Source organism: Phaeobacter sp. NW0010-22, from assembly GCF_040365955.1.
In the GTDB taxonomy this organism is placed as follows: Bacteria; Pseudomonadota; Alphaproteobacteria; order Rhodobacterales; family Rhodobacteraceae; genus OMPR01.
This window is the reverse complement of the sequence record NZ_BAABWT010000001.1, coordinates 468,932-492,623: the sequence shown is the minus strand read 5'-3', so window position 1 is coordinate 492,623 and position 23,692 is coordinate 468,932. Positions and strand designations below refer to the sequence as shown.

General features: G+C 55.4%; 26 protein-coding genes. 6 read left to right on the top strand and 20 right to left on the bottom strand.

The window, feature by feature from the left end; all coding sequences use genetic code 11:
* Window positions 1-11: 11 nt before the first annotated feature.
* The 16 genes from nuoF to ABWV33_RS02095 form a co-directional block, all read right to left on the bottom strand.
* Complete coding sequence (nuoF, locus tag ABWV33_RS02170; RefSeq protein WP_113824925.1) at window positions 12-1,307, bottom strand: NADH-quinone oxidoreductase subunit NuoF; 1,296 nt, start codon at window positions 1,305-1,307, stop codon at window positions 12-14.
* A 6-nt stretch (window positions 1,308-1,313) separates the two neighbouring features.
* Window positions 1,314-1,541, bottom strand: a complete 228-nt coding sequence (locus tag ABWV33_RS02165; RefSeq protein WP_113824924.1) for a DUF5337 domain-containing protein — start codon at window positions 1,539-1,541, stop codon at window positions 1,314-1,316.
* Between the two features lie 26 nt (window positions 1,542-1,567).
* Window positions 1,568-1,969: a hypothetical protein gene (locus tag ABWV33_RS02160; RefSeq protein ID WP_353328953.1), complete on the bottom strand. Its 402-nt coding sequence runs from the start codon at window positions 1,967-1,969 to the stop codon at window positions 1,568-1,570.
* A gap of 28 nt (window positions 1,970-1,997) precedes the next feature.
* The gene (locus ABWV33_RS02155; RefSeq protein WP_353328952.1) at window positions 1,998-3,215 is read right to left on the bottom strand and encodes an NADH-quinone oxidoreductase subunit E; all 1,218 of its coding nucleotides are present in this window, start codon (window positions 3,213-3,215) and stop codon (window positions 1,998-2,000) included.
* Window positions 3,215-4,429: an NADH-quinone oxidoreductase subunit D gene (locus ABWV33_RS02150; RefSeq protein ID WP_353329230.1), complete on the bottom strand. Its 1,215-nt coding sequence runs from the start codon at window positions 4,427-4,429 to the stop codon at window positions 3,215-3,217. The genes ABWV33_RS02155 and ABWV33_RS02150 overlap by 1 nt, the downstream gene beginning before the upstream one ends.
* A gap of 40 nt (window positions 4,430-4,469) precedes the next feature.
* Window positions 4,470-4,856, bottom strand: a complete 387-nt coding sequence (locus ABWV33_RS02145; protein WP_113824921.1) for a nuclear transport factor 2 family protein — start codon at window positions 4,854-4,856, stop codon at window positions 4,470-4,472.
* 2 nt (window positions 4,857-4,858) lie between these two features.
* Entirely contained in the window at window positions 4,859-5,011 is a 153-nt protein-coding gene (locus tag ABWV33_RS02140) for a hypothetical protein (RefSeq protein ID WP_162930722.1), read from the bottom strand.
* Window positions 5,008-5,181, bottom strand: coding sequence for a hypothetical protein (locus ABWV33_RS02135; RefSeq protein ID WP_162930723.1), 174 nt, complete (start codon window positions 5,179-5,181; stop codon window positions 5,008-5,010). The genes ABWV33_RS02140 and ABWV33_RS02135 overlap by 4 nt, the downstream gene beginning before the upstream one ends.
* Entirely contained in the window at window positions 5,181-5,786 is a 606-nt protein-coding gene (locus ABWV33_RS02130) for an NADH-quinone oxidoreductase subunit C (RefSeq protein WP_113824920.1), read from the bottom strand. The genes ABWV33_RS02135 and ABWV33_RS02130 overlap by 1 nt, the downstream gene beginning before the upstream one ends.
* Window positions 5,783-6,316: a NuoB/complex I 20 kDa subunit family protein gene (locus tag ABWV33_RS02125; RefSeq protein WP_113824919.1), complete on the bottom strand. Its 534-nt coding sequence runs from the start codon at window positions 6,314-6,316 to the stop codon at window positions 5,783-5,785. Before ABWV33_RS02125 ends, ABWV33_RS02130 begins: the two co-directional genes overlap by 4 nt.
* Window positions 6,307-6,672 carry an NADH-quinone oxidoreductase subunit A gene (locus ABWV33_RS02120; RefSeq protein WP_113824918.1) on the bottom strand — a complete coding sequence of 122 codons (366 nt, stop codon included), beginning with the start codon at window positions 6,670-6,672 and terminating at the stop codon, window positions 6,307-6,309. The genes ABWV33_RS02125 and ABWV33_RS02120 overlap by 10 nt, the downstream gene beginning before the upstream one ends.
* 182 nt (window positions 6,673-6,854) lie before the next feature.
* A complete protein-coding gene (locus ABWV33_RS02115; protein WP_353328951.1) occupies window positions 6,855-7,643 on the bottom strand; it encodes a crotonase/enoyl-CoA hydratase family protein in 789 nt (262 codons plus the stop codon).
* Between the two features lie 8 nt (window positions 7,644-7,651).
* On the bottom strand, window positions 7,652-8,506 hold the full coding sequence (locus ABWV33_RS02110; RefSeq protein WP_113824916.1) for a hydroxymethylglutaryl-CoA lyase: 855 nt from the start codon (window positions 8,504-8,506) through the stop codon (window positions 7,652-7,654).
* A gap of 80 nt (window positions 8,507-8,586) precedes the next feature.
* On the bottom strand, window positions 8,587-10,518 hold the full coding sequence (locus ABWV33_RS02105) for an acetyl/propionyl/methylcrotonyl-CoA carboxylase subunit alpha (RefSeq protein WP_353328950.1): 1,932 nt from the start codon (window positions 10,516-10,518) through the stop codon (window positions 8,587-8,589).
* A 90-nt stretch (window positions 10,519-10,608) separates the two neighbouring features.
* Window positions 10,609-12,213 carry a carboxyl transferase domain-containing protein gene (locus ABWV33_RS02100; RefSeq protein WP_113824914.1) on the bottom strand — a complete coding sequence of 535 codons (1,605 nt, stop codon included), beginning with the start codon at window positions 12,211-12,213 and terminating at the stop codon, window positions 10,609-10,611.
* Window positions 12,210-13,676 carry an AMP-binding protein gene (locus ABWV33_RS02095; protein WP_353328949.1) on the bottom strand — a complete coding sequence of 489 codons (1,467 nt, stop codon included), beginning with the start codon at window positions 13,674-13,676 and terminating at the stop codon, window positions 12,210-12,212. Before ABWV33_RS02095 ends, ABWV33_RS02100 begins: the two co-directional genes overlap by 4 nt.
* 250 nt (window positions 13,677-13,926) lie before the next feature.
* Here ABWV33_RS02095 and ABWV33_RS02090 point away from each other — a divergent pair, with 250 nt between their 5' ends.
* Window positions 13,927-14,532 carry an OmpW/AlkL family protein gene (locus ABWV33_RS02090; protein ID WP_113824912.1) on the top strand — a complete coding sequence of 202 codons (606 nt, stop codon included), beginning with the start codon at window positions 13,927-13,929 and terminating at the stop codon, window positions 14,530-14,532.
* 82 nt (window positions 14,533-14,614) lie between these two features.
* On the opposite strand, the gene ABWV33_RS02085 is transcribed toward ABWV33_RS02090, so the two are convergent.
* The 3 genes from ABWV33_RS02085 to ABWV33_RS02075 all read right to left on the bottom strand — a co-directional run bounded on the left by ABWV33_RS02085 (window position 14,615) and on the right by ABWV33_RS02075 (window position 17,906).
* Window positions 14,615-15,778, bottom strand: coding sequence for an isovaleryl-CoA dehydrogenase (locus ABWV33_RS02085; protein WP_121999074.1), 1,164 nt, complete (start codon window positions 15,776-15,778; stop codon window positions 14,615-14,617).
* 186 nt (window positions 15,779-15,964) lie between these two features.
* Window positions 15,965-17,161 carry a DegT/DnrJ/EryC1/StrS family aminotransferase gene (locus ABWV33_RS02080; RefSeq protein WP_353328948.1) on the bottom strand — a complete coding sequence of 399 codons (1,197 nt, stop codon included), beginning with the start codon at window positions 17,159-17,161 and terminating at the stop codon, window positions 15,965-15,967.
* 82 nt (window positions 17,162-17,243) lie between these two features.
* Window positions 17,244-17,906 (bottom strand): HAD-IA family hydrolase, encoded by a 663-nt coding sequence (locus tag ABWV33_RS02075; RefSeq protein WP_113824910.1) that lies wholly within the window; start codon window positions 17,904-17,906, stop codon window positions 17,244-17,246.
* A 365-nt stretch (window positions 17,907-18,271) separates the two neighbouring features.
* Here ABWV33_RS02075 and ABWV33_RS02070 point away from each other — a divergent pair, with 365 nt between their 5' ends.
* Window positions 18,272-18,820, top strand: a complete 549-nt coding sequence (locus tag ABWV33_RS02070) for a pyridoxamine 5'-phosphate oxidase family protein (RefSeq protein WP_353328947.1) — start codon at window positions 18,272-18,274, stop codon at window positions 18,818-18,820.
* Window positions 18,821-18,855: 35 nt separating this feature from the next.
* Window positions 18,856-19,542: a DNA alkylation repair protein gene (locus tag ABWV33_RS02065; RefSeq protein WP_353328946.1), complete on the top strand. Its 687-nt coding sequence runs from the start codon at window positions 18,856-18,858 to the stop codon at window positions 19,540-19,542.
* Here the strand turns inward: ABWV33_RS02065 and ABWV33_RS02060 are convergent.
* Window positions 19,530-19,976, bottom strand: coding sequence for a hypothetical protein (locus ABWV33_RS02060; protein ID WP_113824907.1), 447 nt, complete (start codon window positions 19,974-19,976; stop codon window positions 19,530-19,532). The two genes, ABWV33_RS02065 and ABWV33_RS02060, sit on opposite strands and share 13 nt — an antisense overlap.
* Window positions 19,977-20,066: 90 nt before the next feature.
* Between ABWV33_RS02060 and moaA the strand changes: the two genes are divergently transcribed.
* From moaA to ABWV33_RS02045, 3 genes are read left to right on the top strand one after another with little or no spacing between them, the layout of a single operon-like run.
* Complete coding sequence (gene moaA / locus ABWV33_RS02055; RefSeq protein WP_353328945.1) at window positions 20,067-21,074, top strand: GTP 3',8-cyclase MoaA; 1,008 nt, start codon at window positions 20,067-20,069, stop codon at window positions 21,072-21,074.
* Window position 21,075: 1 nt separating this feature from the next.
* Window positions 21,076-22,374, top strand: a complete 1,299-nt coding sequence (locus tag ABWV33_RS02050; protein ID WP_353328944.1) for a 3-deoxy-D-manno-octulosonic acid transferase — start codon at window positions 21,076-21,078, stop codon at window positions 22,372-22,374.
* Between the two features lie 3 nt (window positions 22,375-22,377).
* Window positions 22,378-23,421 carry a glycosyltransferase family 4 protein gene (locus tag ABWV33_RS02045; protein WP_353328943.1) on the top strand — a complete coding sequence of 348 codons (1,044 nt, stop codon included), beginning with the start codon at window positions 22,378-22,380 and terminating at the stop codon, window positions 23,419-23,421.
* The last annotated feature ends 271 nt before the right edge of the window (window positions 23,422-23,692 follow it).

Genomic DNA, 23,692 nt, shown 5'->3' with positions numbered 1-23,692 from the left:
CCTTACACTTCTTACTCTGCCGCCATCGCACCCATGCGCCCGGTGCGCTTGGCTTTGATACGGTCTTCGATTTCTTCGCGGAAGTTCTTGATCAATCCCTGAATGGGCCAAGCCGACGCATCGCCCAACGCACAGATGGTATGACCTTCGACCTGTTTGGTAACACTAAGCAGCATGTCGATCTCTTCGATCTCAGCCTCGCCTTTGACCAGACGATCCATGACGCGCATCATCCAGCCTGTCCCTTCGCGACAAGGTGTACACTGACCACAGCTTTCGTGTTTATAGAATTTCGAAAGCCGCCAAATCGCTTTGATAATGTCGGTCGAATTGTCCATCACGATCACAGCAGCAGTGCCCAAAGACGATCCTTTATCCTTGAGCGCATCAAAATCCATAACCGCGTCGCGCATGTTGGCGCCGGTTACACATGGCACCGATGACCCGCCCGGAATAACCGCTTTGAGGTTATCCCACCCGCCGCGAATACCGCCGCAATGCTTGTCGATCAGCTCTTCAAACGAAATCGACATCGCCTCTTCGACGACGCAAGGGTTGTTCACATGACCCGAGATGCCAAACAACTTGGTACCCGCGTTGTTCGGGCGACCGAACGAGCTGAACCAATCTGGTCCACGACGCAGGATCGTTGGCACAACGGCGATGGATTCCACATTGTTCACTGTGGTCGGGCAGCCATACAAACCAGCCCCGGCGGGGAATGGCGGCTTCATCCGTGGCATACCCTTTTTGCCTTCAAGGCTTTCCAGCAATGCCGTTTCTTCACCGCAGATATAGGCCCCGGCCCCGTGGTGCAGATACAGGTCAAAATCCCAATCCGAACCCGCTGCGTTTTTTCCTAGCAAACCGGCGTCATAAGCTTCGTCGATCGCCGCTTGCAGTGCTTCGCGCTCGCGGATGTATTCACCGCGAATATAGATATAACATGCGTGCGCTTGCATCGCGAACGAGGCAATCAGGCAGCCTTCGATCAACGTGTGCGGATCATGGCGCATGATCTCACGGTCTTTACAGGTGCCTGGCTCAGATTCATCTGCATTCACAACCAGGTACGCAGGGCGACCATCGCTTTCTTTGGGCATAAAAGACCACTTCAGGCCGGTGGGAAAACCCGCGCCACCCCGGCCCCGCAGACCGCTGTCCTTCATCTGCTGAATGATCCAGTCACGCCCGTTCTGAATGATACCCGCAGTACCATCCCAATGGCCCCGCGCCTGCGCGCCTTTCAGCGTGCGGTCATGCATCCCGTAGAGATTGGTAAAGATCCGGTCCTGATCCTTCAGCATGTGTGGCTACCTTTGGCTGTCCTGGCGCATACGCCAGAGTTGAAAAATGTTGATCACTGCATAAATGAACCCTGCCAGAGCGGCGAGATCGAACAACAACGCATACCGCCCGGGCAGCCCTAAAGCTGGCCCAAGGAAAAGGGTCGTGGCTAGCCACAGCACAGTCGTGCCAGCAATAACCAGCCCGATGTGGCGCCCTTTCTGAGCGATGGCGTTGTCTAGATCCTTGTTCATTCTTTCCTGCTGTCCCCACGACCCTGTCAGGCTGTGGCGTTAGGTCCTTTGTATTTCCAAGTGCCCTTACGATTGGACAGCTCCTGCTGTCCGGGCAAATCTTTCGACGGCTTGACCAGCGAACTGATCATTTCAGGTTCAGCAACCTCCGCGACCTGCTGGTCTGACATCTCTGGCGCAGTGGGCGCGGGTGCCGGATCAGGCTGCGGGGGCGACATCTGCGTCGCAGGTTCCTCGGCCGTTTCGGAGCACAAATACCGGGTCAGTACGAACCCTAACACGCCGCCAGATACCGCACCGGCGATTATTGCCTGAAACAGTCCGGCCCCGCCTATCGCCATGAATAGTACTGCCACCGCAATACCGCCGTACACGGCAACGCGCCAACTGCGCGCTGCGCAGCCTGTTTGATCAGTCGAAGTATCCATGTCAGGGGCCTCCTATCCCATTGATGTATTAGTCGTCGTAAATCCCATCTTTCTTTGCTCGCTTCGCGAACTCTGTCTCTTCTCCGGCGGCCAAAGCTTTTGCTTGATCCACCCAATTATCCCGGCTTACGCGCCCCTTGAACCCAACAAGGTTCTGGTCAGCCCAAGCCACTTCGGCCTCTGTCCAGGCTGCAATCTGATCGAAATGGAACACACCGATGCCATTCAGCACACCTTCCAATTTCGGACCGACCCCTTTGATCAATTTTAGATCATCTGCTCCGCCTTCTCGCGCAGCATCCAAGGTTACAGGCTGCTTCCCGGCGTCAGATGCTTCAGGAACATTCGCGCCTTCGGTATCTTCAACTTCTTCTGGACCTTCATATTTCCAACTGCCTTTACGCTCCGCCAGCTCAACCTGTCCCGGCAAAGGGGTCGAAGGTTTAACAAGCGCCACGGGCTCTTGAACGCTTTCAACAGGGACAGGAGCGGCAGCCACAGGCTCAGCTTTCTCAGCAGCAGCAGCTTTGGGAGCATCTTTGCCAACCCACGGGGTCAACAACGGAACTTCGGTTCCATCTATACGCTTGACGGTATCGCCAATGTCTTTTGCCAGCTGGACACTCGCATTGTACTGGGTTTGGCCACTGTCATACTCTGTCAAACTGGTCAGACCGCTCAATGGCTCAGCAGCATAGCGCCCATTCTGAGGTCCCGGTGTTGGCACTTTACCCTCAGATAGTTCATCGATCAGGCGACCAAAACTTTCAGCAGTCAGGTCCTCGTAATAGTCTTTGCCGATCTGCGCCATCGGCGCATTCGTACAAGACCCAAGGCATTCCACCTCTTCCCACGAAAAATTGCCGTCTGCAGACACTTCATGCGCTTTGTTCGCAATTTTGTCTTTGCAGACCGCAATCAAATCTTCAGCACCACAGATCATGCAAGACGTCGTGCCGCACACCTGAATGTGCGCGATCGACCCAACCGGTTGCAGTTGGAACATAAAATAGAACGAAGCGACTTCAAGCGCCCGAATGTACGCCATCTCAAGCATATCCGCGACAGCTTCAATCGCAGGGCGGGTCAACCAGCCCTCTTGCTCCTGAGCACGCCACAGCAATGGAATGATGGCGCTGGCCTGACGGCCCTCGGGGTACTTGGTGATCTGCCCTTCAGCCCACGCCAGATTGGCTGGTGTAAAGGCAAAGCTTTCGGGTTGGTCTTTATGCAGGCGGCGGAGCATTAGCGGTCAATCTCTCCAAATACGACATCCATGGTACCGATGATAGCAGCCACATCGGCCAACTGGTGGCCTCCGGCAACATGGTCCATGGCTTGCAAATGCAGGAAACCCGGCGCGCGGATCTTGCTGCGGTATGGTTTGTTAGAGCCATCTGAAACCAGATAAACCCCAAATTCACCTTTAGGCGCCTCAACGGCGGAGTAGACTTCACCGGCGGGAACGTGGAACCCTTCGGTATAAAGTTTGAAGTGGTGGATCAAACTCTCCATTGAGGTTTTCATATCCGAACGTTTCGGTGGCGTGATCTTGCCCCGTGCCAGAACATCACCGGGACATTCCCGGATCTTGGCAATCGCCTGACGGATAATCAAAAGCGACTGGCGCATCTCTTCCATGCGGACCAGATAGCGATCATAACAATCGCCGTTCTTACCGACTGGGATCTGGAACTCGAACTCGTCGTAACATTCGTAAGGCTGCGAACGACGCAGGTCCCAAGCCAAACCAGAACCGCGCACCATTACCCCGGAAAATCCGTAGTTCAAAATATCTTCTTCGGTCACGATACCGATATCAGCATTCCGCTGTTTGAAGATCCGGTTTTCTGTCAGCAACCCATCGATGTCATCCATGACAGCCGGGAAGGTGTGCGACCATGCCTCGATATCGTCTAACAGATCATCAGGCAAATCCTGATGAACGCCGCCGGGACGGAAATAGGCCGCGTGCAAACGCGCACCACAGGCACGTTCGTAGAATACCATCAGCTTTTCACGCTCTTCAAAGCCCCAAAGCGGAGGCGTCAGCGCGCCAACATCCATCGCTTGCGTTGTCACGTTCAGCAGATGGTTCAGGATACGGCCAATTTCGGAATAGAGCACCCGGATCAGCGACGCACGACGCGGAACTTCAACGCCCGTCAGCTTTTCAATCGCCAAACACCAAGCGTGCTCTTGATTCATCGGAGCCACATAATCCAGCCGATCAAAATACGGCAGGTTTTGCAGATATGTCCGGCTTTCCATCAGCTTTTCTGTGCCACGATGCAACAAGCCGATATGCGGATCGCAGCGTTCCACGATTTCGCCATCCAGCTCAAGCACCAAGCGCAATACGCCGTGGGCAGCAGGGTGTTGCGGGCCAAAGTTGATATTGAAATTGCGGATCTTCTGCTCGCCTGTCAGCGCATCATCAAAGCCCTTGCCGCCATCCATCATCTTAGTACTCCAATCCAGGCCTTCACCCGGCTTTTTCTTAAAGCTCGGGACCTTTGGCCACGCGGAACAGTTTCGTAATCAAGCGCCATTCGCCTTCGACCCGGAAAAATCCGAGGTAATCCATGTATCGTCGTGGCGGCATGTCGACCCAAAGCTTCACATGCGCAATGTCCGTTCCCTCGACATCGACCGAGATCACCTCACACGACAGCGCGTCTTTGTCTGCCTCAAGCGTTCGAATGCCACCAACGAACTTTTCTTTGTTTAGAAAACGCGGTGTGCCGTCGTCTTTGACCCATGTCATCAGAAATCGGTCATGACACAAGGCGTCCAAAGTATCGCCATCGGCCTCGTTCAATGCCGTGCAATATGCATAAGCAACTGCATTCACCTGATCGAAAACAGTGGTCATGTCTTGCGCCATTTTCACGTGCTCCGCTTCTTTGAGGAACCCGCACGTTTGGCTTCTGCTTTCACGCGCGCCTTGTCTGCTGCAGCCGCAACCTGCCCCGCAGCCCCCGCCAACAACAGCCCCAGCGCACCAAGCGCCACAAGTTCACCAAGCAAAGAAAATGTCATCTGCGATCCAATTCTTGCAACTTTATCGCCATAACCCACAACAGAACCAAAAGTCCCAGTGGGATAAGACAGGCCAGCGCCCAAAGCTTGTTGATGCCAAAGTGCGGCAGCAGCTTAAGCAGAGGTATAACCGTCGCTACGGCAATGATCATCCAGATGATGAAACCCATTACTTGGCCTCCTGCTTTTCATCCCCTGGCAGAATGTACTCCGCCCCCTCCCAGGGACTCATGAAGTCAAACTGGCGATACTCCTGAACCAAGCTCACGGGTTCATAGACAACTCGCTTTTGCGACTCGTCATAACGCACCTCGGTATACCCAGTGGTCGGGAAATCCTTGCGCAGCGGATATCCGCGGAATCCATAGTCGGTTAGGATGCGGCGCAGATCCGGGTGTCCTGAAAACAGAATACCGAACATGTCAAAGACTTCGCGCTCGAACCAATTGGCCGAGGGGTGCACATCTGAAATCGAGGGAACCATGTCGTCTTCACGGATCGAAACCCTCAGACGGATACGATGGTTCTGATACATTGACAAAAAGTGGTAAACCACATCAAACCGCTTGGCGCGCTCTGGGTAATCAACACCCGTTATGTCCACGAGACTCGAAAACTTGCAGGTCGGGTCAGTTTTCAGAAAATCAATGAAATCAACGATGTTGGACGGCGCCACGTTCACATTCAGTTCACCGTGGGTCACATCCCAGACCAAAACACAATCAGGGCGCTTCAGCTCGAGATAGGCGCCAAGTTCTTTCAGTGCATCACTCATCGTACGATCGTCCCCGTGCGGCGAATTTTACGTTGTAGCTGCATCAAACCATACAGCAGCGCCTCAGCCGTTGGAGGGCACCCTGGAACATAAATGTCGACAGGAACAACCCGGTCACAGCCACGCACTACTGAATAGCTATAATGGTAATACCCGCCGCCGTTGGCGCACGACCCCATCGAGATCACATAGCGTGGCTCAGGCATCTGGTCGTAAACTTTGCGCAGGGCCGGTGCCATTTTATTGGTCAACGTACCCGCAACAATCATGACGTCGGACTGACGCGGAGACGCACGCGGCGCGATCCCAAATCGTTCGGCGTCATATCGCGGCATGGAGGTGTGCATCATCTCGACCGCGCAGCAGGCAAGACCGAACGTCATCCAATGCAACGACCCGGTCCGGGCCCAGTTGATGATATCCTCGGAAGAGGTCAGCAGAAACCCTTTGTCCTGCAACTCTGCATTCAACGCCTGTGTCGCAACTTCTTTGTCGGCACCAGCTGTATTCGCCCCAGTCATCACTCCCATTCCAAGGCTCCCTTCTTCCATTCGTAGGCGAACCCAATGGTCAGCACACCCAAGAAGACCATCATCGACCAAAAGCCAACCATGCTCACATCCTTAAAGGCAACCGCCCAAGGGAACAGGAATGCAATTTCCAAATCGAAAATGATGAAAAGGATCGAAACCAGATAGAACCGAACGTCGAACTTCATCCGCGCATCATCAAATGCGTTGAAGCCGCATTCGTAAGCGCTCACCTTTTCAGGATCGGGGTTTCGAACTGCCAAAACGACAGCTGCAAGGATCAGAACGACCCCTAGACCGACCGCAACAGCCAGAAAAACTAATATCGGGAGATATTCCCGCAACAGTTCATCCACGAGTGGCTCCTTTCTTGCGCGTCATACCTGCGCGCCGTCAATTGGCGTATAGACTCGGTGATTTCTAACCGCGTGCCGTCTGAGCGTCAACCAAGCGAACGCTCGGACAGCCGGTTTAATCAAGGCAATAGGTCGCGGGAATTACCCAATATTTCGGATTCTGGCGACTTTCTACGATTGTCTCAAACCTGAGTCATCCATGCAGGTTTCCGTTTATCGAAAAAGGCCTGGATCCCGTCATTGGCTTCTTGGGTTTCCCAACGGTCGACCAAAGCCCGAATTGTATGATCAATCACTGCGTCATTGATGGGCGTTCCAAGATCCCGGGTAAGCTGTTTAGCTGCTGCCACAGCGCCGGGCGCACAACTCAGATATGGCACAACTTCAGCCTCAACCGCGTCTTCCAACTGGTCAGCGGGCACAACGCGGGCCAACAACCCCAGATCACAGGCTTCTTGCGCACCAAAGATCCGCCCCGACATGAACACCCGGCGCGCGCGCGCCTCGCCCATGCGCGAAATGACATAGGGGCCAATGGTGGCTGGAATGATCCCTAGCCGGGTTTCCGTCAGCCCCATCTTCAAGCTGTCGACACCGATCGCAATATCACAGACCGACGCCATCCCAACGCCGCCGCCAAAGGCATTCCCCTGTAGCGCCCCGATCAAGGGCTTAGGCAAAGTATTGAGCGCTTGCAGCATCTCAGCCAGCTTACGGGCCTCGACAAACCGTGTGGCCGCATCAGCCGCCATTTGATCCTGCATCCATGCCAGATCACCGCCAGCGCAAAATGTTTTGCCGGCCCCGGTAAGGATCACGACTCGCACGGCATCATCTGTTGCCAGTCGGTTTGCTGCTGCCGTCAGCTCCGCCAACATTTGCGCCGACATCGCGTTGTGCTTTTCAACGCGGTTCAGGGTCAAGGTGGCCACGCCGCGCGCGTCCACCTCCAATTTTAGAGTTTCGTACATTTTAGTCCTTATTCTGTACGCATTGCGCGCGCCATTTCAGCGGCCTCTTGCACCACTGCCATATCGAGGCCTGTTTGATATCCCAGCCGTTCAAGATGTTCGGCCACAGCTTCGGTTGCGACGTTGCCTGCAGCACCCGGGGCATAAGGGCATCCACCCAATCCTCCAACCGCAGCATCGAATACGCGCACGCCCATCGCAAGGGACGCATCAATATTCTCAAGCGCACGTCCGGCTGTATCATGATAATGCCCAGCGATCCGGGTCATAGGCACGCGTTCACGCACCGCCAACAGCATCCGGGCAATACTATCCGGTGTGCCATGCCCGATCGTGTCCCCTAGGGAAATTTCGTAACACCCCAGCGAAAAGAGGCGATCGGCCACCTCAGCAACTTTTTCTGGCGCAGTCGGACCATCAAAAGGACAATCTGTTACACAAGACACATACCCCCGAACCGGCATATCAATGTGACGCGCCGCTTCTAGGATCGGAACAAAGCGTGCAATCGATTCTTCGATTGTGGCGTTGATATTGGCCTTCGAAAACCCCTCGGATGCAGACGCAAAAATTGCGATTTCGTCCGCCTTGGCCCCCATTGCGCCCTCATATCCCTGCATATTTGGCGTCAGTGCCGCATATCTTACCCCTTCAGCACGGGCGATCCCTGCCAATACATCTGCACTGCCCGCCATCTGAGGCACCCACTTGGGAGACACAAAGCTTGCGACTTCGATCCGCTGAAACCCGGCCCGGCTGAGACAATCAACCAACGCCACTTTTTCAGCGACAGGAATTTCACGTTTTTCGTTCTGCAGACCATCGCGTGGCCCCATTTCGAAAATCTCGACCCGTTCGCTCATCTCGTGCCCTTCTCTTGGTTTTATTCAGGATAATAGATCCAACACCTGCAGCCTGCGCTTAGGTGTTGGATTTGGCAAGGTCAGGCATCCTCCAATCGAACAAGTGCCGCACCCGCTTCGACTTGCGAACCGTCACCGACCAAAACTTCGGCCACGACACCGTCGCGCGCGGCCAGCAGCGAATGCTCCATCTTCATGGCTTCGAGAATGGCCAAACGGTCGCCTTCTTTGACCTCTTGCCCGGCTTTTGCAAAAACGGCCTTGACCAGTCCCGGCATTGGCGCCTCAATCAAGTTTCCATCGCCTGTTGCACTTGCGGCGCGGTTCAAAGGATCAATGACCTGAAAGGCCATACCGTAGCCTTCGAATACGGTGATCTCGCTGCCTGCCTGAACGACATCGGCCATTGCCTGTTCGTCAACACGCCAAGCCCCACCAATGCGTTCTGCAAGAACCTGATCATCCCCAACCTGCCAGAGTTGGCGATTTGGACCGTCGACTTGCACATCTGCATCAAACACCTCGTCCTGCCAGCTCAGCTGCACCGCGCGGTGCAAGGGGGCCCAGAGAGAGAAGCCAGTGTCCTCCGAGACGTCAACAAGATCCAGCGCGACCATCGCAGCCATTGCCTTGTGGCGCGGCATTACTGCCGGTGCCTGTACCAACGTATCAATATCGCGCCCAATAAGACCGGTATCAACGTCCCCGGCAGCAAAGCCAGCATGCCGTGTTAGCGCGCCCAGAAAGGCAAGGTTAGTGACCGTACCGCCGACCTGCGTGCCCTCTAGCGCCTGATCCAACTTGGCAAGCGCCACAGCCCGCGCTGGCCCATGCACAATGACCTTAGAAATCATCGGATCATACCAAGGGCTGATGGTGTCCCCGGCGCGCACGCCGCTGTCCGCCCGGCAATCTGCAGGGAAATGCAGATGGGTCAGTGTTCCGGTCGCGGGCAAGAAACCCTTGGGCACGTCTTCGGCATACAGGCGCGCTTCGAACGAATGACCTGTAATAAACAGTTCGTCTTGCTGTTTTGGCAGGCTCTCGCCCCCGGCAACGCGCAATTGCCATTCCACCAGATCAACGCCGGTGATCGCCTCTGTCACAGGGTGTTCAACTTGCAGACGCGTGTTCATTTCCATGAACCAGAACCGATCCGGGCGCAGCCCTTCGGAGGCATCCACAATGAATTCCACCGTACCCGCACCGCTGTAGCCAATCGCCTCGGCAGCGCGCACGCCCGCCTGCCCCATCGCATCGCGCATCTCTTGCGTCATGTCTGGCGCGGGCGCCTCTTCGATCACCTTTTGGTGGCGACGCTGCAAGGAACAGTCGCGCTCGAACAAATGCACCGCATGTTTACCATCACCGAAAACCTGAATTTCGATGTGGCGGGGTTTGGAGACGAATTTTTCAACCAACACCGCGTCATTGCCAAAGGCCGTCTTGGCCTCGCCCTGCGCGCTCGCCAACGCTGCGGAGAACTCTTCGGGAGCTTCGACAAGGCGCATGCCTTTACCGCCACCGCCTGCGACTGCTTTAATCAGAACAGGATAGCCGATGGTGTCTGCCGCCCCTGCCAGATGTTCCGGGTCCTGATTGTCGCCGTGATACCCGGGGACAACCGGCACGCCAGCCTCCTCCATCAGAACCTTAGCGGCATCTTTCAACCCCATCGAGCGGATCGCATGGGCTGAAGGTCCGATAAAAGTCAGGCCAGCGGCCTCAACAGCGTCTACGAATTCAGGGTTTTCAGACAGAAATCCATATCCGGGGTGGATCGCCTGCGCGCCCGTCTCTAACGCGACTTGAATAATAACGTCACCTTTCAGATAGCTATCCGCCGGGGCCGGTCCACCAATATGCACGGCCTCGTCCGCCATCTGCACATGTTTGGCCGCGGCATCCGCATCGGAATACACAGCCACAGTTTTCACGCCCATCACGCGGGCAGTTTCCATCACGCGGCAGGCTATTTCACCACGGTTTGCAATCAGAATTTTGTTAAGCATCCGAGCGATCCTTTTGTTCTGGGAACAGCGTAGGGATCATGCCCCACACCCCCGGAGTCGTTTTGAAAAGATGAAACATACCGAACCGCCTTACATCCGGAACACGCCGAAACGTGTCTCATCAATGGGGGCGTTCAGGGCGGCGCTTAGGGACAGCGACAGTACATCGCGTGATTTACGTGGATCGATGATGCCGTCATCCCACAGGCGTGCTGACGCATAGAGCGGATGGCTTTGCTCTTCGAACATCTCGATGGTGGGGCGTTTGAATTCGGCCTCTTCCTCAGCCGACCAGTCGCCGCCCTGCCGTTCAATGGCATCGCGTTTGACGGTGGCCAAAACGCCCGCTGCCTGTTCGCCGCCCATAACCGAAATACGGCTGTTTGGCCACGTCCACAAGAACCTTGGTTGATAAGCCCGTCCGGCCATGCCGTAGTTGCCAGCCCCAAACGAGCCCCCCACCAGCATGGTGATCTTGGGTACATTGGTCGAGGCCACAGCCGTCACCATCTTGGCCCCATGCCGCGCAATGCCTTCGTTTTCGTATTTGCGGCCAACCATAAAGCCGGTGATGTTTTGCAGGAACACCAGAGGGATTTTGCGCTGGCTGCATAGTTCGACAAAATGCGCGCCTTTTTGCGCCGCTTCGGAAAACAGCACGCCATTGTTGGCGACGATACCCACGGGGCAGCCTTTTACATGGGCAAACCCAGTCACGAGTGTCTCGCCAAAACGTGGTTTGAATTCATCAAACCGAGAGCCATCCACCAGACGCGCGATCACTTCGCGGATGTCATAGGGTGTGCGCAGGTCCCCGGGCACCACGCCAAGAATTTCCTCAGGGTCATAAGCAGGTTCTTCGGAGCTGGCCCAGTTTACTGTTAATGGCTTGTGCCGGTTCAGCGATTGAACTGCGCGCCGGGCCAAGGCCAGCGCATGGCTGTCATCCTCGGCCAGATAATCCGCCACACCTGACAGACGCGTGTGAACATCACCGCCGCCCAGATCTTCGGCTGACACAACTTCGCCAGTTGCGGCTTTGACCAGCGGTGGGCCCGCCAAAAAGATAGTTCCTTGTTCTTTGACGATGATAGTCACATCCGACATCGCAGGAACATAGGCACCGCCTGCGGTGCAGGACCCCATCACCACCGCAATCTGTGGGATGCCCTTGGATGACATGCGCGCCTGATTATAGAAAATCCGGCCAAAATGGTCGCGATCAGGGAACACTTCGTCCTGCTGCGGCAGGTTGGCCCCGCCGCTGTCCACCAAATAGATGCAGGGCAGATGGTTTTCCTCGGCAATCTCCTGCGCGCGCAGGTGCTTTTTGACCGTCATCGGAAAATAGGTGCCACCTTTGACTGTGGCATCGTTGCAAACCACCATCACCTCTTGGCCATGCACCCGGCCAATCCCGGCGATCACACCCGCAGCGGGCGCTGCATTGCCATACATGTCATGCGCCGCCGTCGCACCGATTTCCAAAAACGGAGAACCGGGGTCCAGCAAATTCGCAACCCGGCGACGCGGCAACATTTTACCCCGACTTTCATGGCGGACCCGGGATTTTTCACCACCGCCCAGTCGCGCGGCCTCGGCCGCTGTGCTGATCAACCCCAGTGCCTCCAGATGCGCGGCGCGGTTGGATTTGAAACCTTCGGACGAAGGCAGAGCCTTGGATGATAGCTTCATGATTGAGCCTCCTGTTCCGCCGCTGCGCGACGCTTGAGTTCTTTGCGGATTACTTTCCCAGTCACGGTCATAGGGAGCGTGTCCAGAAATGTGATTTCTCTTGGATAGGAATAACTTGCCAACCTGTCTTTGACATAGGTCTGCAACTCTTTGGCCGTAGCCTGCGCCCCCGGCTTTGGCACGACATAGGCTTTGACGATTTCCGTCCTAAGCGGATCTGGTTTGCCCACCACCCCTACGGTGGCCACGTCGGGATGGGTCATCAGGCAATCTTCGATCTCAGCGGGACCAATGCGATACCCTGCCGAGGTGATGACATCATCATCCCGCCCAATAAAACGCAGGTAGCCACCCTCCCAGACACCGCGATCCCCGGTGATCAACCAATCGCCACGATACTTCAGGGCGGTTTCCTGAGGGCGGTTCCAATAGCGCAGCATCATCGAGGCGGATCCCCGACACACGGCGACGTCCCCTTCTTCGCGTGTTGGCAGCCCACCTTCATCAACGACCTGTACAGTGTGCCCCGGCACCGGTTTGCCGATACACCCGGGCTGCACGGGAAAATCAGCGCTGCAAGATGACACCGTCATATTACACTCGGTCTGGCCGTAGAATTCGTTGATCGTCACCCCAAACGCCTGTTCGCCCCATGCGAGCATCTCTGCGCCCAGGGGCTCTCCGCCAGAGGCAACCGAGCGCAGACCGTCGAGCCCCTGCTCTGCTGCTTTGAGCATGCGCAAAGCTGTCGGGGGGAAGAACACATTGCGAACGCCGCCCTGTGCAATCACTTCGGCACAGCGCTCTGGTGTAAACTTATCCAACCGCGCCGCTACGACGGGAATGCCCAAGGCCAATCCCGGCATCAGCACATCAAACAGACCGCCGATCCATGCCCAGTCTGCCGGGGTCCACAGGCAATCCCCGTCTTGGCCTAAGTGATTGTGGCTGATCGACACCCCCGGAAGGTGCCCGGTCAACACACGATGCCCGTGCAACGCGCCTTTGGGCGTGCCCGTGGTGCCGCTGGTATAGATCAAGACGGCTGGGTCGTCTGGACGTGTTTCGGCATAGGGAACGTCTGCACCGTCTTCGCCAATCTGATCCACCATCAACGGCTGAGCCAGATCGCCCAACAACATAGCCCCTTGAGGATCCGTCAAAACCAGCTCGACGCCAGCATCCCCCACCCGAGATTGCAGCGCGTCGTGTTTAAACAGCTTGAACAAGGGCACTGAGATTGCGCCAATTTTCCAAATCGCCAAATGCGCAGCCGCACACCAAGCGGATTGATTGAGCAGCACGCCCACCCGGTCACCAGGTGCGACATCTCGCAACAACCTCCGTGCGATTGCATCAACGCGGTCTGAAAGTTGACCGAATGTCACATTTTCAGGAGTTGTTGAGTTTAGATCACGAATCGCAATCTGATCCGCATCCCAAGACAAACACTGCCTCGCCATATTCAAACGCTCTGGAAGCACCCAGTTAGTCCCACCTGACAACCCCGGTATGTGCTGAGTAGCACGCTCGCCAGTGGTTTGAGCAGAGTTCCGCTGAGCAGGTGCAGAAACACGATTTCTAGACATGATTTGAGCCCACTACAGTGCATTTTTCATTTCGATTTTGATTCAGATCAGAGCTGTGTGCCCCTGCGACCTGCACAGTCACAAGGTCACTAGAAGACAGACCAACATCAAAATAGGCAAACCTATGAAACGCACGATCTCTGCACTGGCTTTGACCACTGCCCTCGTCGCCCTTGCAGCCCCTCTCGCCGCTCAATCCCAAGGGGATTGGACCGTCGGTGTGGGTGTCGCCAATGTGAACCCCAAATCTTCGAACGGGACTTTGGCTGGCGCTCCGGCCAGCATTGATGACAGCACCCGCCCGACTTTGACATTTGAATACTTCGTCCGCGACAACATCGGTATCGAGTTGCTGTTGGCCACGCCGTTTGAGCACGAGATCGCATTGGGTGGTCTGGGTAACATCGGCAAGACCAAACAGCTGCCGCCCACCCTTTCGGTTAACTACCATTTCGAAACCAACGGCCCGATCAAGCCGTTTGTTGGTCTCGGTCTGAACTACACCACGTTCTTTGAAGAATCTTCGCGACTGGGAACTCTGGAACTGGACGATAGCTTTGGTGTCGCTTTGCACGCCGGTGCCGATTATCAAATCAGCGATAACGGCGCGGTCCGTTTGGATCTGCGTTGGATGAAAATCAGCAGCGACGCGACCCTGAATGGCGCAAGCATCGGCAAAGCCGAAATCGATCCCCTGATCGTTGGCGTATCCTACATTCACCGCTTCTGATCCTCCGAAATTGTGGCGGGCCCGATGGGCCCGGCAACATTTAAGGCCCGCATGTCACCTCGTCATGCGGGCCTTTTCTGTCTCACTCCATCGACGCCATTAGTTCACGACCGACAAGCATCCGGCGGATCTCAGATGTTCCTGCCCCAATCTCCATCAGCTTGGCATCGCGGAAGAGCCGTCCAACAGGGTTGTCGGACAGATAGCCTGCGCCGCCAAAGGCTTGAACAGCCTGATGCGCCTGCACCATCGCCTGCTCTGAGGCATAGAGACAACAAGCGGCCGCATCCTGACGGGTCACAGTGCCACGATCACAGGATTTGGCAACTTCGTAGACATAGGCACGTGCCGAGTTCATTGCGGTGTACATATCCGCAATCTTACCCTGCATCAGCTGGAACGAGCCAATCGGCTTACCGAACTGTTGACGCTCGGCCATGTACGGCATCACTTCGTCCAGACAGGCGGCCATGATCCCCGTGCCGATCCCGGCCAGAACGACACGTTCATAATCGAGACCAGACATCAGAACTGCCACACCGCGACCTTCTTCGCCCAGAACATTTTCAAACGGAACTTCGACGTCTTCAAAGATCAGCTCGGCTGTATTGGAGCCGCGCATCCCCAGCTTATCGAAATGAGGAGAGGTCGAGAACCCTTTGAAATCCTTTTCGATAATGAAAGCGGTCATACCTTTGGAACCCGCGTCGGGATCGGTTTTTGCGTAGACCACCAAAGTGTCGGCATCCGGGCCATTTGTGATCCAGTATTTGTTGCCATTCAGGCGGTAATACCCGTTACGCTTTTCCGCCCGCAGCTTCATCGAAACCACATCGGACCCGGCGCCCGCCTCGGACATCGCCAAGGCGCCAACATGATCGCCCGACAACAAACGCGGCAGATATTTCGCCTTTTGCTCCTGCGAGCCGTTCAGCTTGATCTGGTTCACACACAGGTTTGAATGTGCCCCGTAGGACAAAGAAACCGAGGCACTTGCCCGCGCGATCTCTTCCACGGCGATCGTGTGGGCAAGGTAGGACATACCAGCACCGCCGAACTCTTCGGACACGGTCACGCCCAAAAGGCCCAGTTCACCCATCTCTTTCCACAGCTCGGCTGGGAAATTGTTGGATTGATCAATTTCGGCGGCCATCGGCTTAACGCGTTCTTGCGCCCAGCGATGCACCATTTCACGCAGTGCATTTACGTCCTCACCAAGATCGAATTGCATGGTTGCGTTGAACATCGCGCTCTCCCTCCAGCGTTATATGAACAAGTGTTCAATAACGAGATAGCAGCGAATCTGAAATGCGTCAACATTCGCGTTCCCTCCGCGACCAACAGTCCCGCCCCGCTGCAAACAAAAAACGCCCCACCGAAACGGCAGGGCGTCAAAACAAGCATGGTCGGGACATCGTCCGCCTTTCTTAGATTAGGCATGCGTCTGGAATACTGCCCCAACTTCGCTGCGAATGATCCGTGTGATCAGGTCACAATCGTCCAGGCTAAAGGTAAGCGGTACACGCATATCAACGATCCCCGCCAGAACGCGGTCACTTGCAGGCATCGGTTCGCTGTCAGCATAGCGCCAACTGTCGTAACGCGAGGTGAAACCAGCAGGTTCCGACGCTCCGAACCATTTTAACTCGACCCCACGGGCCGCACAGCGGGCAAGCACCTGTTGAACCGCATCCGCTGACCAATCCAACAACAAAAATTGGATGGACGAGCCAACATAGGTCTCTTCTGCAGGGCGCTCGATCATGGTCAGACCCGGAATATCCCGCAATCCTGATTCGAGTTGGCGGTAGCGTTCATTCCACCGCGCCACTTGCTTATCGAGACCTTGCAACTGCGGCCTTAGAATCGCGGCGCGCAGGTTATCCATACGCCCCGAGATATTGGGCGTTTCATATTTTATCTGATCAAACACATCTTGTGGTGGCGCAGCCAAGTGCCGTTCAAACAACATATATGAACCCGAGAGCATTATGGCTTTGGCCGCGATTTCCGCGTCATCCGTCACCAACAGCCCGCCCTCACCTGAATTAACGTGCTTGTAGGTCTGACAGGAATAACAGCCAACGATGCCTTGGCGCCCCGACGCAATCCCGTTCCAAGCAGCCCCCATAGTGTGTGCGCAGTCTTCGATCACCAAAACGCCAGCGGCATCGCAAATCTGCAACAACCGGTCCATGTCACACAGGTGACCACGCATGTGGCTTAGCAAAAGAACCTTGGCCAAATGTACCTTTGCGGCCAAATCCTCGAGATCAATTGTCAGATCTTCGGTGACGCCAACAAAGATGGGACGTGCGCCTAATGCGGCGATCGAGCCCGGCACTGGCGCAAGGGTAAAGGCATTGGTCAAGACCGCATCCCCCGGCTGCACCCCAACTGCACGCATCGCAGTTGCCATGGCATAGCCGCCCGAGGCCACCGCGAGGCAGTATTTCGCCCCTGTTTGCGATGCGAATTCTTGTTCCAAAAGGGCCGTTTCGCCCAATTCACCATCAGCGACATTATAACGATGCAACCGACCATGGCGCAGCACGGCCAACGCGGCTTCGATCCCGGCTTCGGGGATCGGCTCTTGCTGGGTGAAACTGCCTGTAAATCTATCTGTCATAAGCCGTTTCTGCGACGCGTTGATATGTGCGTCAAGGCCACGGCCCTGAATTCGGCTTTCCCAAATCCGAGATTTCAGCCATTCACGCGTAAAGCCCGGCCACAACACCCGGCAGGTCATCGAAATGATCTAACAGTGCTTCTGGTTCGAGGTCCGCCATATCACCGCCTGCGGGCCCAAACGTTACCAAAACTGACGGCACCCCCGCGGCCCTGGCTGTTTTGCGGTCGGTATCCGTATCCCCGATGAGTATACACTGCGCAGGGTCGCCCCCGGCGCGGCGGGCCGCCTCAAACAACGGTTCTGGGTTTGGTTTTCGGACGGGCAACGTGTCCGCACCAACCATCGAGTGAAACGCATCCCTGACCCCCAGATTGGAAAGCAATTGCTCTGCCAACGCAGCCGGTTTGTTGGTGCAAATCCCAACACCGAACCCATCCCGTTTCAATTGCTCGACCGCATCCATGGCGCCGGGGTACATAAACGTATGCAAATCAATGGCTGCGGCATAGGCCTCGAGCAGAACCGGGTAATACTGTTCAACAATCGCGGCATCAAATGCATCGACACGTTCCAACCCCTTGGTCAACATCATCCGCCCGCCGCGCAAGGCCACGCCTGCATCCTGACCGGGGATTAGAACATCGCCATATCCCATTTTCTGAAAACACTGATTGGCTGCCGCCAACAGATCACCAGATGTATCTGCAAGCGTTCCATCCAGATCAAAAATTACGGTACGCATCTCGCTCTCCCCATTCGTCGCCGCCACTTGAGCGTTCATGCATGTGTTGGATTTTCTATATTTGGGATACGTCCGAACCATACGAAACACAAAGAAAATCAACACTTCGACACCGAGATGTGCTTTCGGTGCGTAAATTGCAAAATAGTTGAAAATTTATATAAAAATAGAATATTAAAAAGAAAAACGCAAAAAAATGTTCTTAAAAGATATGCGGTCAAAGAGTCTATTTGGCAAAAACACTTCCAATCCACCCTGTCATAGCGTGGAGGCGCAGTACACGGCACTCGTATATATTGTTTTCATCGTCCAGTCCGTGCAGGCTTGGATCAACGTGAATTCATTCTTCTGAAGCAAGGGCAAACATGGCCAAGCAATTTGAAAAACTTGAAACGCCTCATCAGGATTTCATCCACCAGCAGCATATCTTTTTCACCGGGTCCGCCGCGCGGGATGGGCGGGTAAACCTTTCCCCAAAAGGCATGGATTCCCTTCGGATCCTTGGACCCAACAGAATCTTGTGGATGAACCTAACAGGCAGCGGCAACGAAACTGCCGGTCATTTACGAGATATTCCGCGCATGACCTTGATGTGGTGTTCCTTCACAACGCGCCCACTTATCTTACGGGCTTACGGCACAGCGCGCACATATCACACCAACGATGCTGGATGGTCCGAACTGGCTGAACATTTCCCGGCCCACCGCAGTGCCCGGCAAATTTTCGACCTTTCGATTGATATGGTGCAAACCTCGTGTGGCTACGCAGTGCCTTTCATGGACTATCAAGCCGAGCGTGACACAATGCAGAAATGGGTCGATGCGAAATCTGACACGGAATTACGTGATTATTGGGTAGAAAAGAACACCAAAACCATTGATGGGATGGACACGGATGTTCCAACGGGCTCTTAATTCCTTCTTACCCTGCTGAAAAAGGCCCCTCCTCTATGCTGACAGAGCACCTTGACCAGATCAAAGCACACGCCGACCTCGAGCGCGCCAAAGGTATGGCGGCGTATCACAAGATGTCGCGTGTCTATATCGGCGTGTCGAATCCTGTGATCAACGACCTAACCAAAAGCTGGCGACAAAGCCTGTCCGTTGACGATCGTGTGACTTTGGCCGAGGAATTATGGAAAACCGATATCTACGAAGCCCGGCTTGCCGCAGCAAAATTACTGACCCAAGCAAGGATCAGACCAGACGAAGGGGCTTGGGCTTTGTTGCAATCATGGCTTGTGGATTTTGACAGTTGGGCGATTGCGGATCACGCCTGCATGGCGGCCCAGAAGCGTCTGACAGCCGATCCAACGCGTCTGGATCAAGTGCAGGAATGGACCCAGTCCGAGCATATGTGGACCCGTCGCGCAGCCTTGGTTGCCACCTTGCCCTGGACTAAACAGAACCACCCATCAGAGGCGGATCTGGAACATCGCGATCGCATTTTGGGCTGGGCGGCATCTTATGTTCCGGATCGGGATTGGTTCATTCAGAAAGCCATCGCATGGTGGCTGCGCGAATTGTCAAAGCATGACGCGCAACGCGTGATTGATTTCTTAGATCAACATGGTGAAGCGATGAAACCCTTTGCCCGTAAAGAGGCGTTCAGGTTCCTAAAAAATCAATTGGAATAAACGTCTAGCTCGACAAGCTCATCCAATGGCGCCAACAGCGCACGCATGGCATCCAAGGACAGATGACTGCCCGAAGTTGGCGCGCCACCGCTTGGAACAAGGGTCACATAGGCCGAAGCGCCAGTTTTGCGTGCCACGATACGTCCGTTGATTTCCGAACTCACAATTGGAGTCTCCATCCACCGCCCCGCCTTGGTTGGATCGCCCAGACCCGCAATTGTGGATTTGCTCCCCTCCCAACCGGGATTCGACGCGACAGGCTCCGCCGACGCTTCTTCGGTTGGCTCAACTGCGGGTCCCTCTTCTGCGGGGCCCGTGTCCGGATCCACAATGGTCGATTCGGCCGGCGGTTTTTGAAACAGGCGGTCTTTGGTTGAACGGATCTGGTCACAACCAGCAATCAAAACGAAACTCAGGCATAGAATATATCTCATGCCTTGGACCCTAGCCTTGGCCTGAAGGGGGCGCCACCCAAAAGACACATTGTCCTTGCCGCTGGCGGGGCTCCGCTTTACCTATGTGGCATGAGAGCTCCGCTAATCGATCCCTTCGCCCGCGCCATCACATACCTCCGTGTTTCTGTAACGGACCGGTGTGACTTCCGCTGTGTGTACTGCATGTCGGAAAACATGACCTTTCTTCCGAAAAAGGAACTGCTGACGCTGGAGGAACTTGATCGCATGTGTTCCACCTTCATCGGCTTGGGGGTCGAAAAGCTGCGTATCACCGGGGGTGAGCCACTCGTGCGTCGAGACATCATGACCTTTTTCCAAGGCATGTCGCGGCATTTGGAAAGCGGCGCGCTCAAAGAACTGACCCTCACGACCAATGGTTCCCAGCTAGAGCGATTTTCGCAAGACCTCTATGATGCCGGTGTGCGGCGTGTGAATATCTCGCTTGATACATTGGATGAGAAAAAATTTGCAGACGTCACCCGCTGGGGTCGCTTAGCACAGGTTTTGCGAGGCATTGATGCCGCGCAAAAAGCAGGCTTGCGCGTCAAAATCAATGCTGTTGCGCTGAAGGGCTTCAACGAAGACGAACTGCCGACCATTACGCAATGGTGTGCTGAGCGTGATATGGATCTGACTTGGATCGAAGTTATGCCCATGGGCGATATCGGCAACGAGGATCGGTTAGATCAGTACTGGTCCCTGTCAGATGTCCGCAAAAGCTATGCTGAGCATTACACCATAACCGATCTTGCAGAACGTTCGGGTGGGCCCGCGCGTTATGTTCGCCTCGAAGAAACCGGGCAAAAGATAGGGTTCATAACGCCGCTCAGTCATAACTTCTGCGAAAGTTGCAATCGGGTCCGCCTGACCTGCACTGGCGAGCTGTACATGTGCCTTGGCCAAGAGGACATGGTAGATCTGCGTGCGCAGTTGCGTGATCACCCCACCACCGAAGAGCCTTTGGAACAAGCCATTCGTGCCGCTATTGAGCATAAACCCAAAGGCCATGACTTTGACTATTCTCGCCAACGTGCCGATGGTCAGATGACCCGCCACATGAGCCACACAGGCGGCTGAGATGTCCCGGCCTAATGGTGGCAAGGCAACGCTGCTCTATTATGCTTACCGTGCAATATCTGCCGTGTTGGCCCCGTTTGCTTGGTATTCCGTAGCCCGCAAACTGCGACGCGCGCATGTACCCGTTGAGCGCCAGCACGAACGCTTGGGGGTGGCCAGTCAATCCAGACCCGCTGGACAGCTAATATGGTTTCACGCGGCCAGCGTCGGAGAGAGCCTTTCGGTCCTGAGTTTGATTACGCGGATGGGCGAACGCCTGCCACAGGCACAGTTCCTCATCACATCCGGCACACCGACATCAGCCGCTCTGATTGCTAAACGCCTGCCACCGCGCACGATTCATCAATACCCACCTCTGGATGCAAATGGTCCAGTGAATCGGTTCTATCACCACTGGCGTCCCAATGCTGGAATATTCGTTGAAAGCGAACTATGGCCACAGATGTTGGTCAAAGGGCGCAAAGCGGGCGTGCATTTGGCTCTGCTCAATGCCCGCCTGTCTGATAAATCCGTAAGGGGATGGCAGCGCTTCCCTGACACAGCCCAGTTTATCTTGGGTCAATTCGATCTCTTTCTGACCCAAAACCAAAAGACCGCCAACAATTTGCGCGCAATGGGGGCGGTTCCGGAACGTGTGAAACCCGGTACCAACCTCAAAGCGTTATCTGGTCCTTTGCCTGTTGACGAGGTGCTGTGCGCGCGCATGCGCAAGAGCATTGGGGATCGACCTGTCTGGGTCGCAAGCTCCACTCACCCGGGCGAGGAAGAGGTTGTGTTGCAAACTCACCGGGCGCTTCTGAAACGGCATCCAGATTTGCTCTTGCTATTGATCCCCAGACACCCTGACCGGGGCCAAGACGTGCAGCAATTGATCGCGAACTCTGGGTTCACATGTGCGCGGCGATCAATGCAAGAAGACATATCACCAGAGACCGAAGTCTACCTGGCAGATACCCTTGGTGAAACCGGGACATGGTACGCGCTTTGCCCCCTTGTTTTTCTCGGGGGGTCTTTGCAAGATATCGGGGGCCACAATCCCTTTGAACCTGCCCAAGCCGGAGCCGCTGTTATTACCGGACCGGGCTTTTTCAACTTTGCAGAAACCTTTGATGCAATGATCGCGGCAGGCGGTGCGGTTGAGGTGCGCGATGCCGTCGACCTGACCGCTGCCGTAGATAAATGGCTGGGCAATCAGAGTAATTTCGAAGCTGCGTGCACGGCGGCGCGGTCCTATGTCAACACACAGCAAACCGCACTGGACTCCGTAATTGACACTCTCTGCGAAGAGTTAAAATTATAAGCTATGTCAGAACTTTACGTTACAAATTTCAATCGTAATTTTACTGGGGTTTCGGCAACAGCTGCCAACGTTATCCGACAGCAATCGCACCAGTTCGACATGCAACTTGTAGGGCGCGCGTTGCCTGGATGTCCCACCCCGATTACGGCCGCTGCGGCGCGAAACCAGTCCAAACACCCTCCCGTCGATAAGACCTTTTCGATCTGGCACGTACGGCGTAACCCTGAAATGCGCGTGGCGATTTGGGCGCGTGATGTGCTGCGATTGCCCATTCGCATCGTGTTTACCTCTGCTGCTCAGCGCCGTCATTCGGCCTATCCGCGCTGGTTAATCAGCCGGATGGATGCTGTGATTGCGACGACGGAACGCGCTGCTGATTTTGTGCCGCATGTGCGTGCTGTCGTCCCCCATGGCGTCGACACCGATGTGTTCACCCCCGCCGAAGAACGCGCCTCAGCGTGGCAAAAACTTGGCTATGGCGGGTCTGTCGGCATTGCCACGGTCGGTCGCATTCGCCCCGAGAAAGGGACTGACGTTTTTGTAGACGCAATGCTACGCCTGCTACCCACCCTGCCCGGAGCGGTTGCTTTGGTGATTGGGCGGGCCGGTGGCAAACACGATGCCTTTCAGAAATCCCTGCAGGAACGTATCGCAGCGGCTGGCTTGAGTGATCGCATTCTGTTCCCCGGCGAAATACCTGCGGCGGACCTTCCTTCGACGATGCGGGGTTTGTCATTGGTTATGCAACTTCCCAGATACGAAGGCTACGGCATGGCCCCCTTGGAAGGGATGGCCAGCGGCGTGCCCTTTGTTGGTAGCGAGGCCGGGTACTATCGCGCGTTTTCATCCCAGGGAAAGTCAGGTCAGATAGTTCCAGTGGAGGCCCCAGAGGATGCGGCCAAAGCCGCCCTTACGATCCTGAAAAACCCCGACCGTCACACTGCGCTCAGTCGCGCAGCTCGGGATATTGCCGTGAATGGGTTTAGTTCGGCGCGCGAAGCCGCTGGAATAAACGCTGTTTATGACATGCTTTGGACCCAGAATTAAATCTCTCTAGCCCCCCTACCTAAACAATCACGACCGCCCTTATCGGCGCCGTCCCATGCGACAAATGTTAATAGTCTCCCCCCACCAATCGGCTCTCGTACATGCCGCTCTGCCTCTTTTGATTGGTAAGGGAAGATGGACCAACAAACTGCTGATGCAAAGTTTCTGGATCGGGTGAATATCGGAGCGGCGATATCTCTAAGTCAGCGTACTTTCTCCTCCTCGGGAAAAACAGCGAAGGGTGATCCAGTGACCTTCTACGTAAGAAAAT

Excerpts from the sequence above, each read along its gene's own strand:
- moaA (WP_353328945.1), top strand. The coding sequence starts at position 20,067 with ATGAGAGCTCCGCTAATCGATCCCTTCGCCCGCGCCATCACATACCTC.
- ABWV33_RS02085 (WP_121999074.1), bottom strand. The coding sequence starts at position 15,778 with ATGTTCAACGCAACCATGCAATTCGATCTTGGTGAGGACGTAAATGCA.
- ABWV33_RS02165 (WP_113824924.1), bottom strand. The coding sequence starts at position 1,541 with ATGAACAAGGATCTAGACAACGCCATCGCTCAGAAAGGGCGCCACATC.
- ABWV33_RS02130 (WP_113824920.1), bottom strand. The coding sequence starts at position 5,786 with ATGAGTGATGCACTGAAAGAACTTGGCGCCTATCTCGAGCTGAAGCGC.
- ABWV33_RS02105 (WP_353328950.1), bottom strand. The coding sequence starts at position 10,518 with ATGCTTAACAAAATTCTGATTGCAAACCGTGGTGAAATAGCCTGCCGC.
- ABWV33_RS02135 (WP_162930723.1), bottom strand. The coding sequence starts at position 5,181 with ATGGGTTTCATCATCTGGATGATCATTGCCGTAGCGACGGTTATACCT.
- ABWV33_RS02050 (WP_353328944.1), top strand. The coding sequence starts at position 21,076 with ATGTCCCGGCCTAATGGTGGCAAGGCAACGCTGCTCTATTATGCTTAC.
- ABWV33_RS02060 (WP_113824907.1), bottom strand. The coding sequence starts at position 19,976 with ATGAGATATATTCTATGCCTGAGTTTCGTTTTGATTGCTGGTTGTGAC.
- ABWV33_RS02070 (WP_353328947.1), top strand. The coding sequence starts at position 18,272 with ATGGCCAAGCAATTTGAAAAACTTGAAACGCCTCATCAGGATTTCATC.
- ABWV33_RS02110 (WP_113824916.1), bottom strand. The coding sequence starts at position 8,506 with ATGAGCGAACGGGTCGAGATTTTCGAAATGGGGCCACGCGATGGTCTG.
- ABWV33_RS02145 (WP_113824921.1), bottom strand. The coding sequence starts at position 4,856 with ATGGCGCAAGACATGACCACTGTTTTCGATCAGGTGAATGCAGTTGCT.
- ABWV33_RS02150 (WP_353329230.1), bottom strand. The coding sequence starts at position 4,429 with ATGGATGGCGGCAAGGGCTTTGATGATGCGCTGACAGGCGAGCAGAAG.
- ABWV33_RS02115 (WP_353328951.1), bottom strand. The coding sequence starts at position 7,643 with ATGTACGAAACTCTAAAATTGGAGGTGGACGCGCGCGGCGTGGCCACC.
- ABWV33_RS02155 (WP_353328952.1), bottom strand. The coding sequence starts at position 3,215 with ATGCTCCGCCGCCTGCATAAAGACCAACCCGAAAGCTTTGCCTTTACA.
- ABWV33_RS02140 (WP_162930722.1), bottom strand. The coding sequence starts at position 5,011 with ATGACATTTTCTTTGCTTGGTGAACTTGTGGCGCTTGGTGCGCTGGGG.
- ABWV33_RS02095 (WP_353328949.1), bottom strand. The coding sequence starts at position 13,676 with ATGGCGAGGCAGTGTTTGTCTTGGGATGCGGATCAGATTGCGATTCGT.
- ABWV33_RS02100 (WP_113824914.1), bottom strand. The coding sequence starts at position 12,213 with ATGAAGCTATCATCCAAGGCTCTGCCTTCGTCCGAAGGTTTCAAATCC.
- ABWV33_RS02045 (WP_353328943.1), top strand. The coding sequence starts at position 22,378 with ATGTCAGAACTTTACGTTACAAATTTCAATCGTAATTTTACTGGGGTT.
- ABWV33_RS02080 (WP_353328948.1), bottom strand. The coding sequence starts at position 17,161 with ATGACAGATAGATTTACAGGCAGTTTCACCCAGCAAGAGCCGATCCCC.
- ABWV33_RS02090 (WP_113824912.1), top strand. The coding sequence starts at position 13,927 with ATGAAACGCACGATCTCTGCACTGGCTTTGACCACTGCCCTCGTCGCC.
- nuoF (WP_113824925.1), bottom strand. The coding sequence starts at position 1,307 with ATGCTGAAGGATCAGGACCGGATCTTTACCAATCTCTACGGGATGCAT.
- ABWV33_RS02075 (WP_113824910.1), bottom strand. The coding sequence starts at position 17,906 with ATGCGTACCGTAATTTTTGATCTGGATGGAACGCTTGCAGATACATCT.
- ABWV33_RS02160 (WP_353328953.1), bottom strand. The coding sequence starts at position 1,969 with ATGGATACTTCGACTGATCAAACAGGCTGCGCAGCGCGCAGTTGGCGC.
- ABWV33_RS02125 (WP_113824919.1), bottom strand. The coding sequence starts at position 6,316 with ATGGGAGTGATGACTGGGGCGAATACAGCTGGTGCCGACAAAGAAGTT.
- ABWV33_RS02065 (WP_353328946.1), top strand. The coding sequence starts at position 18,856 with ATGCTGACAGAGCACCTTGACCAGATCAAAGCACACGCCGACCTCGAG.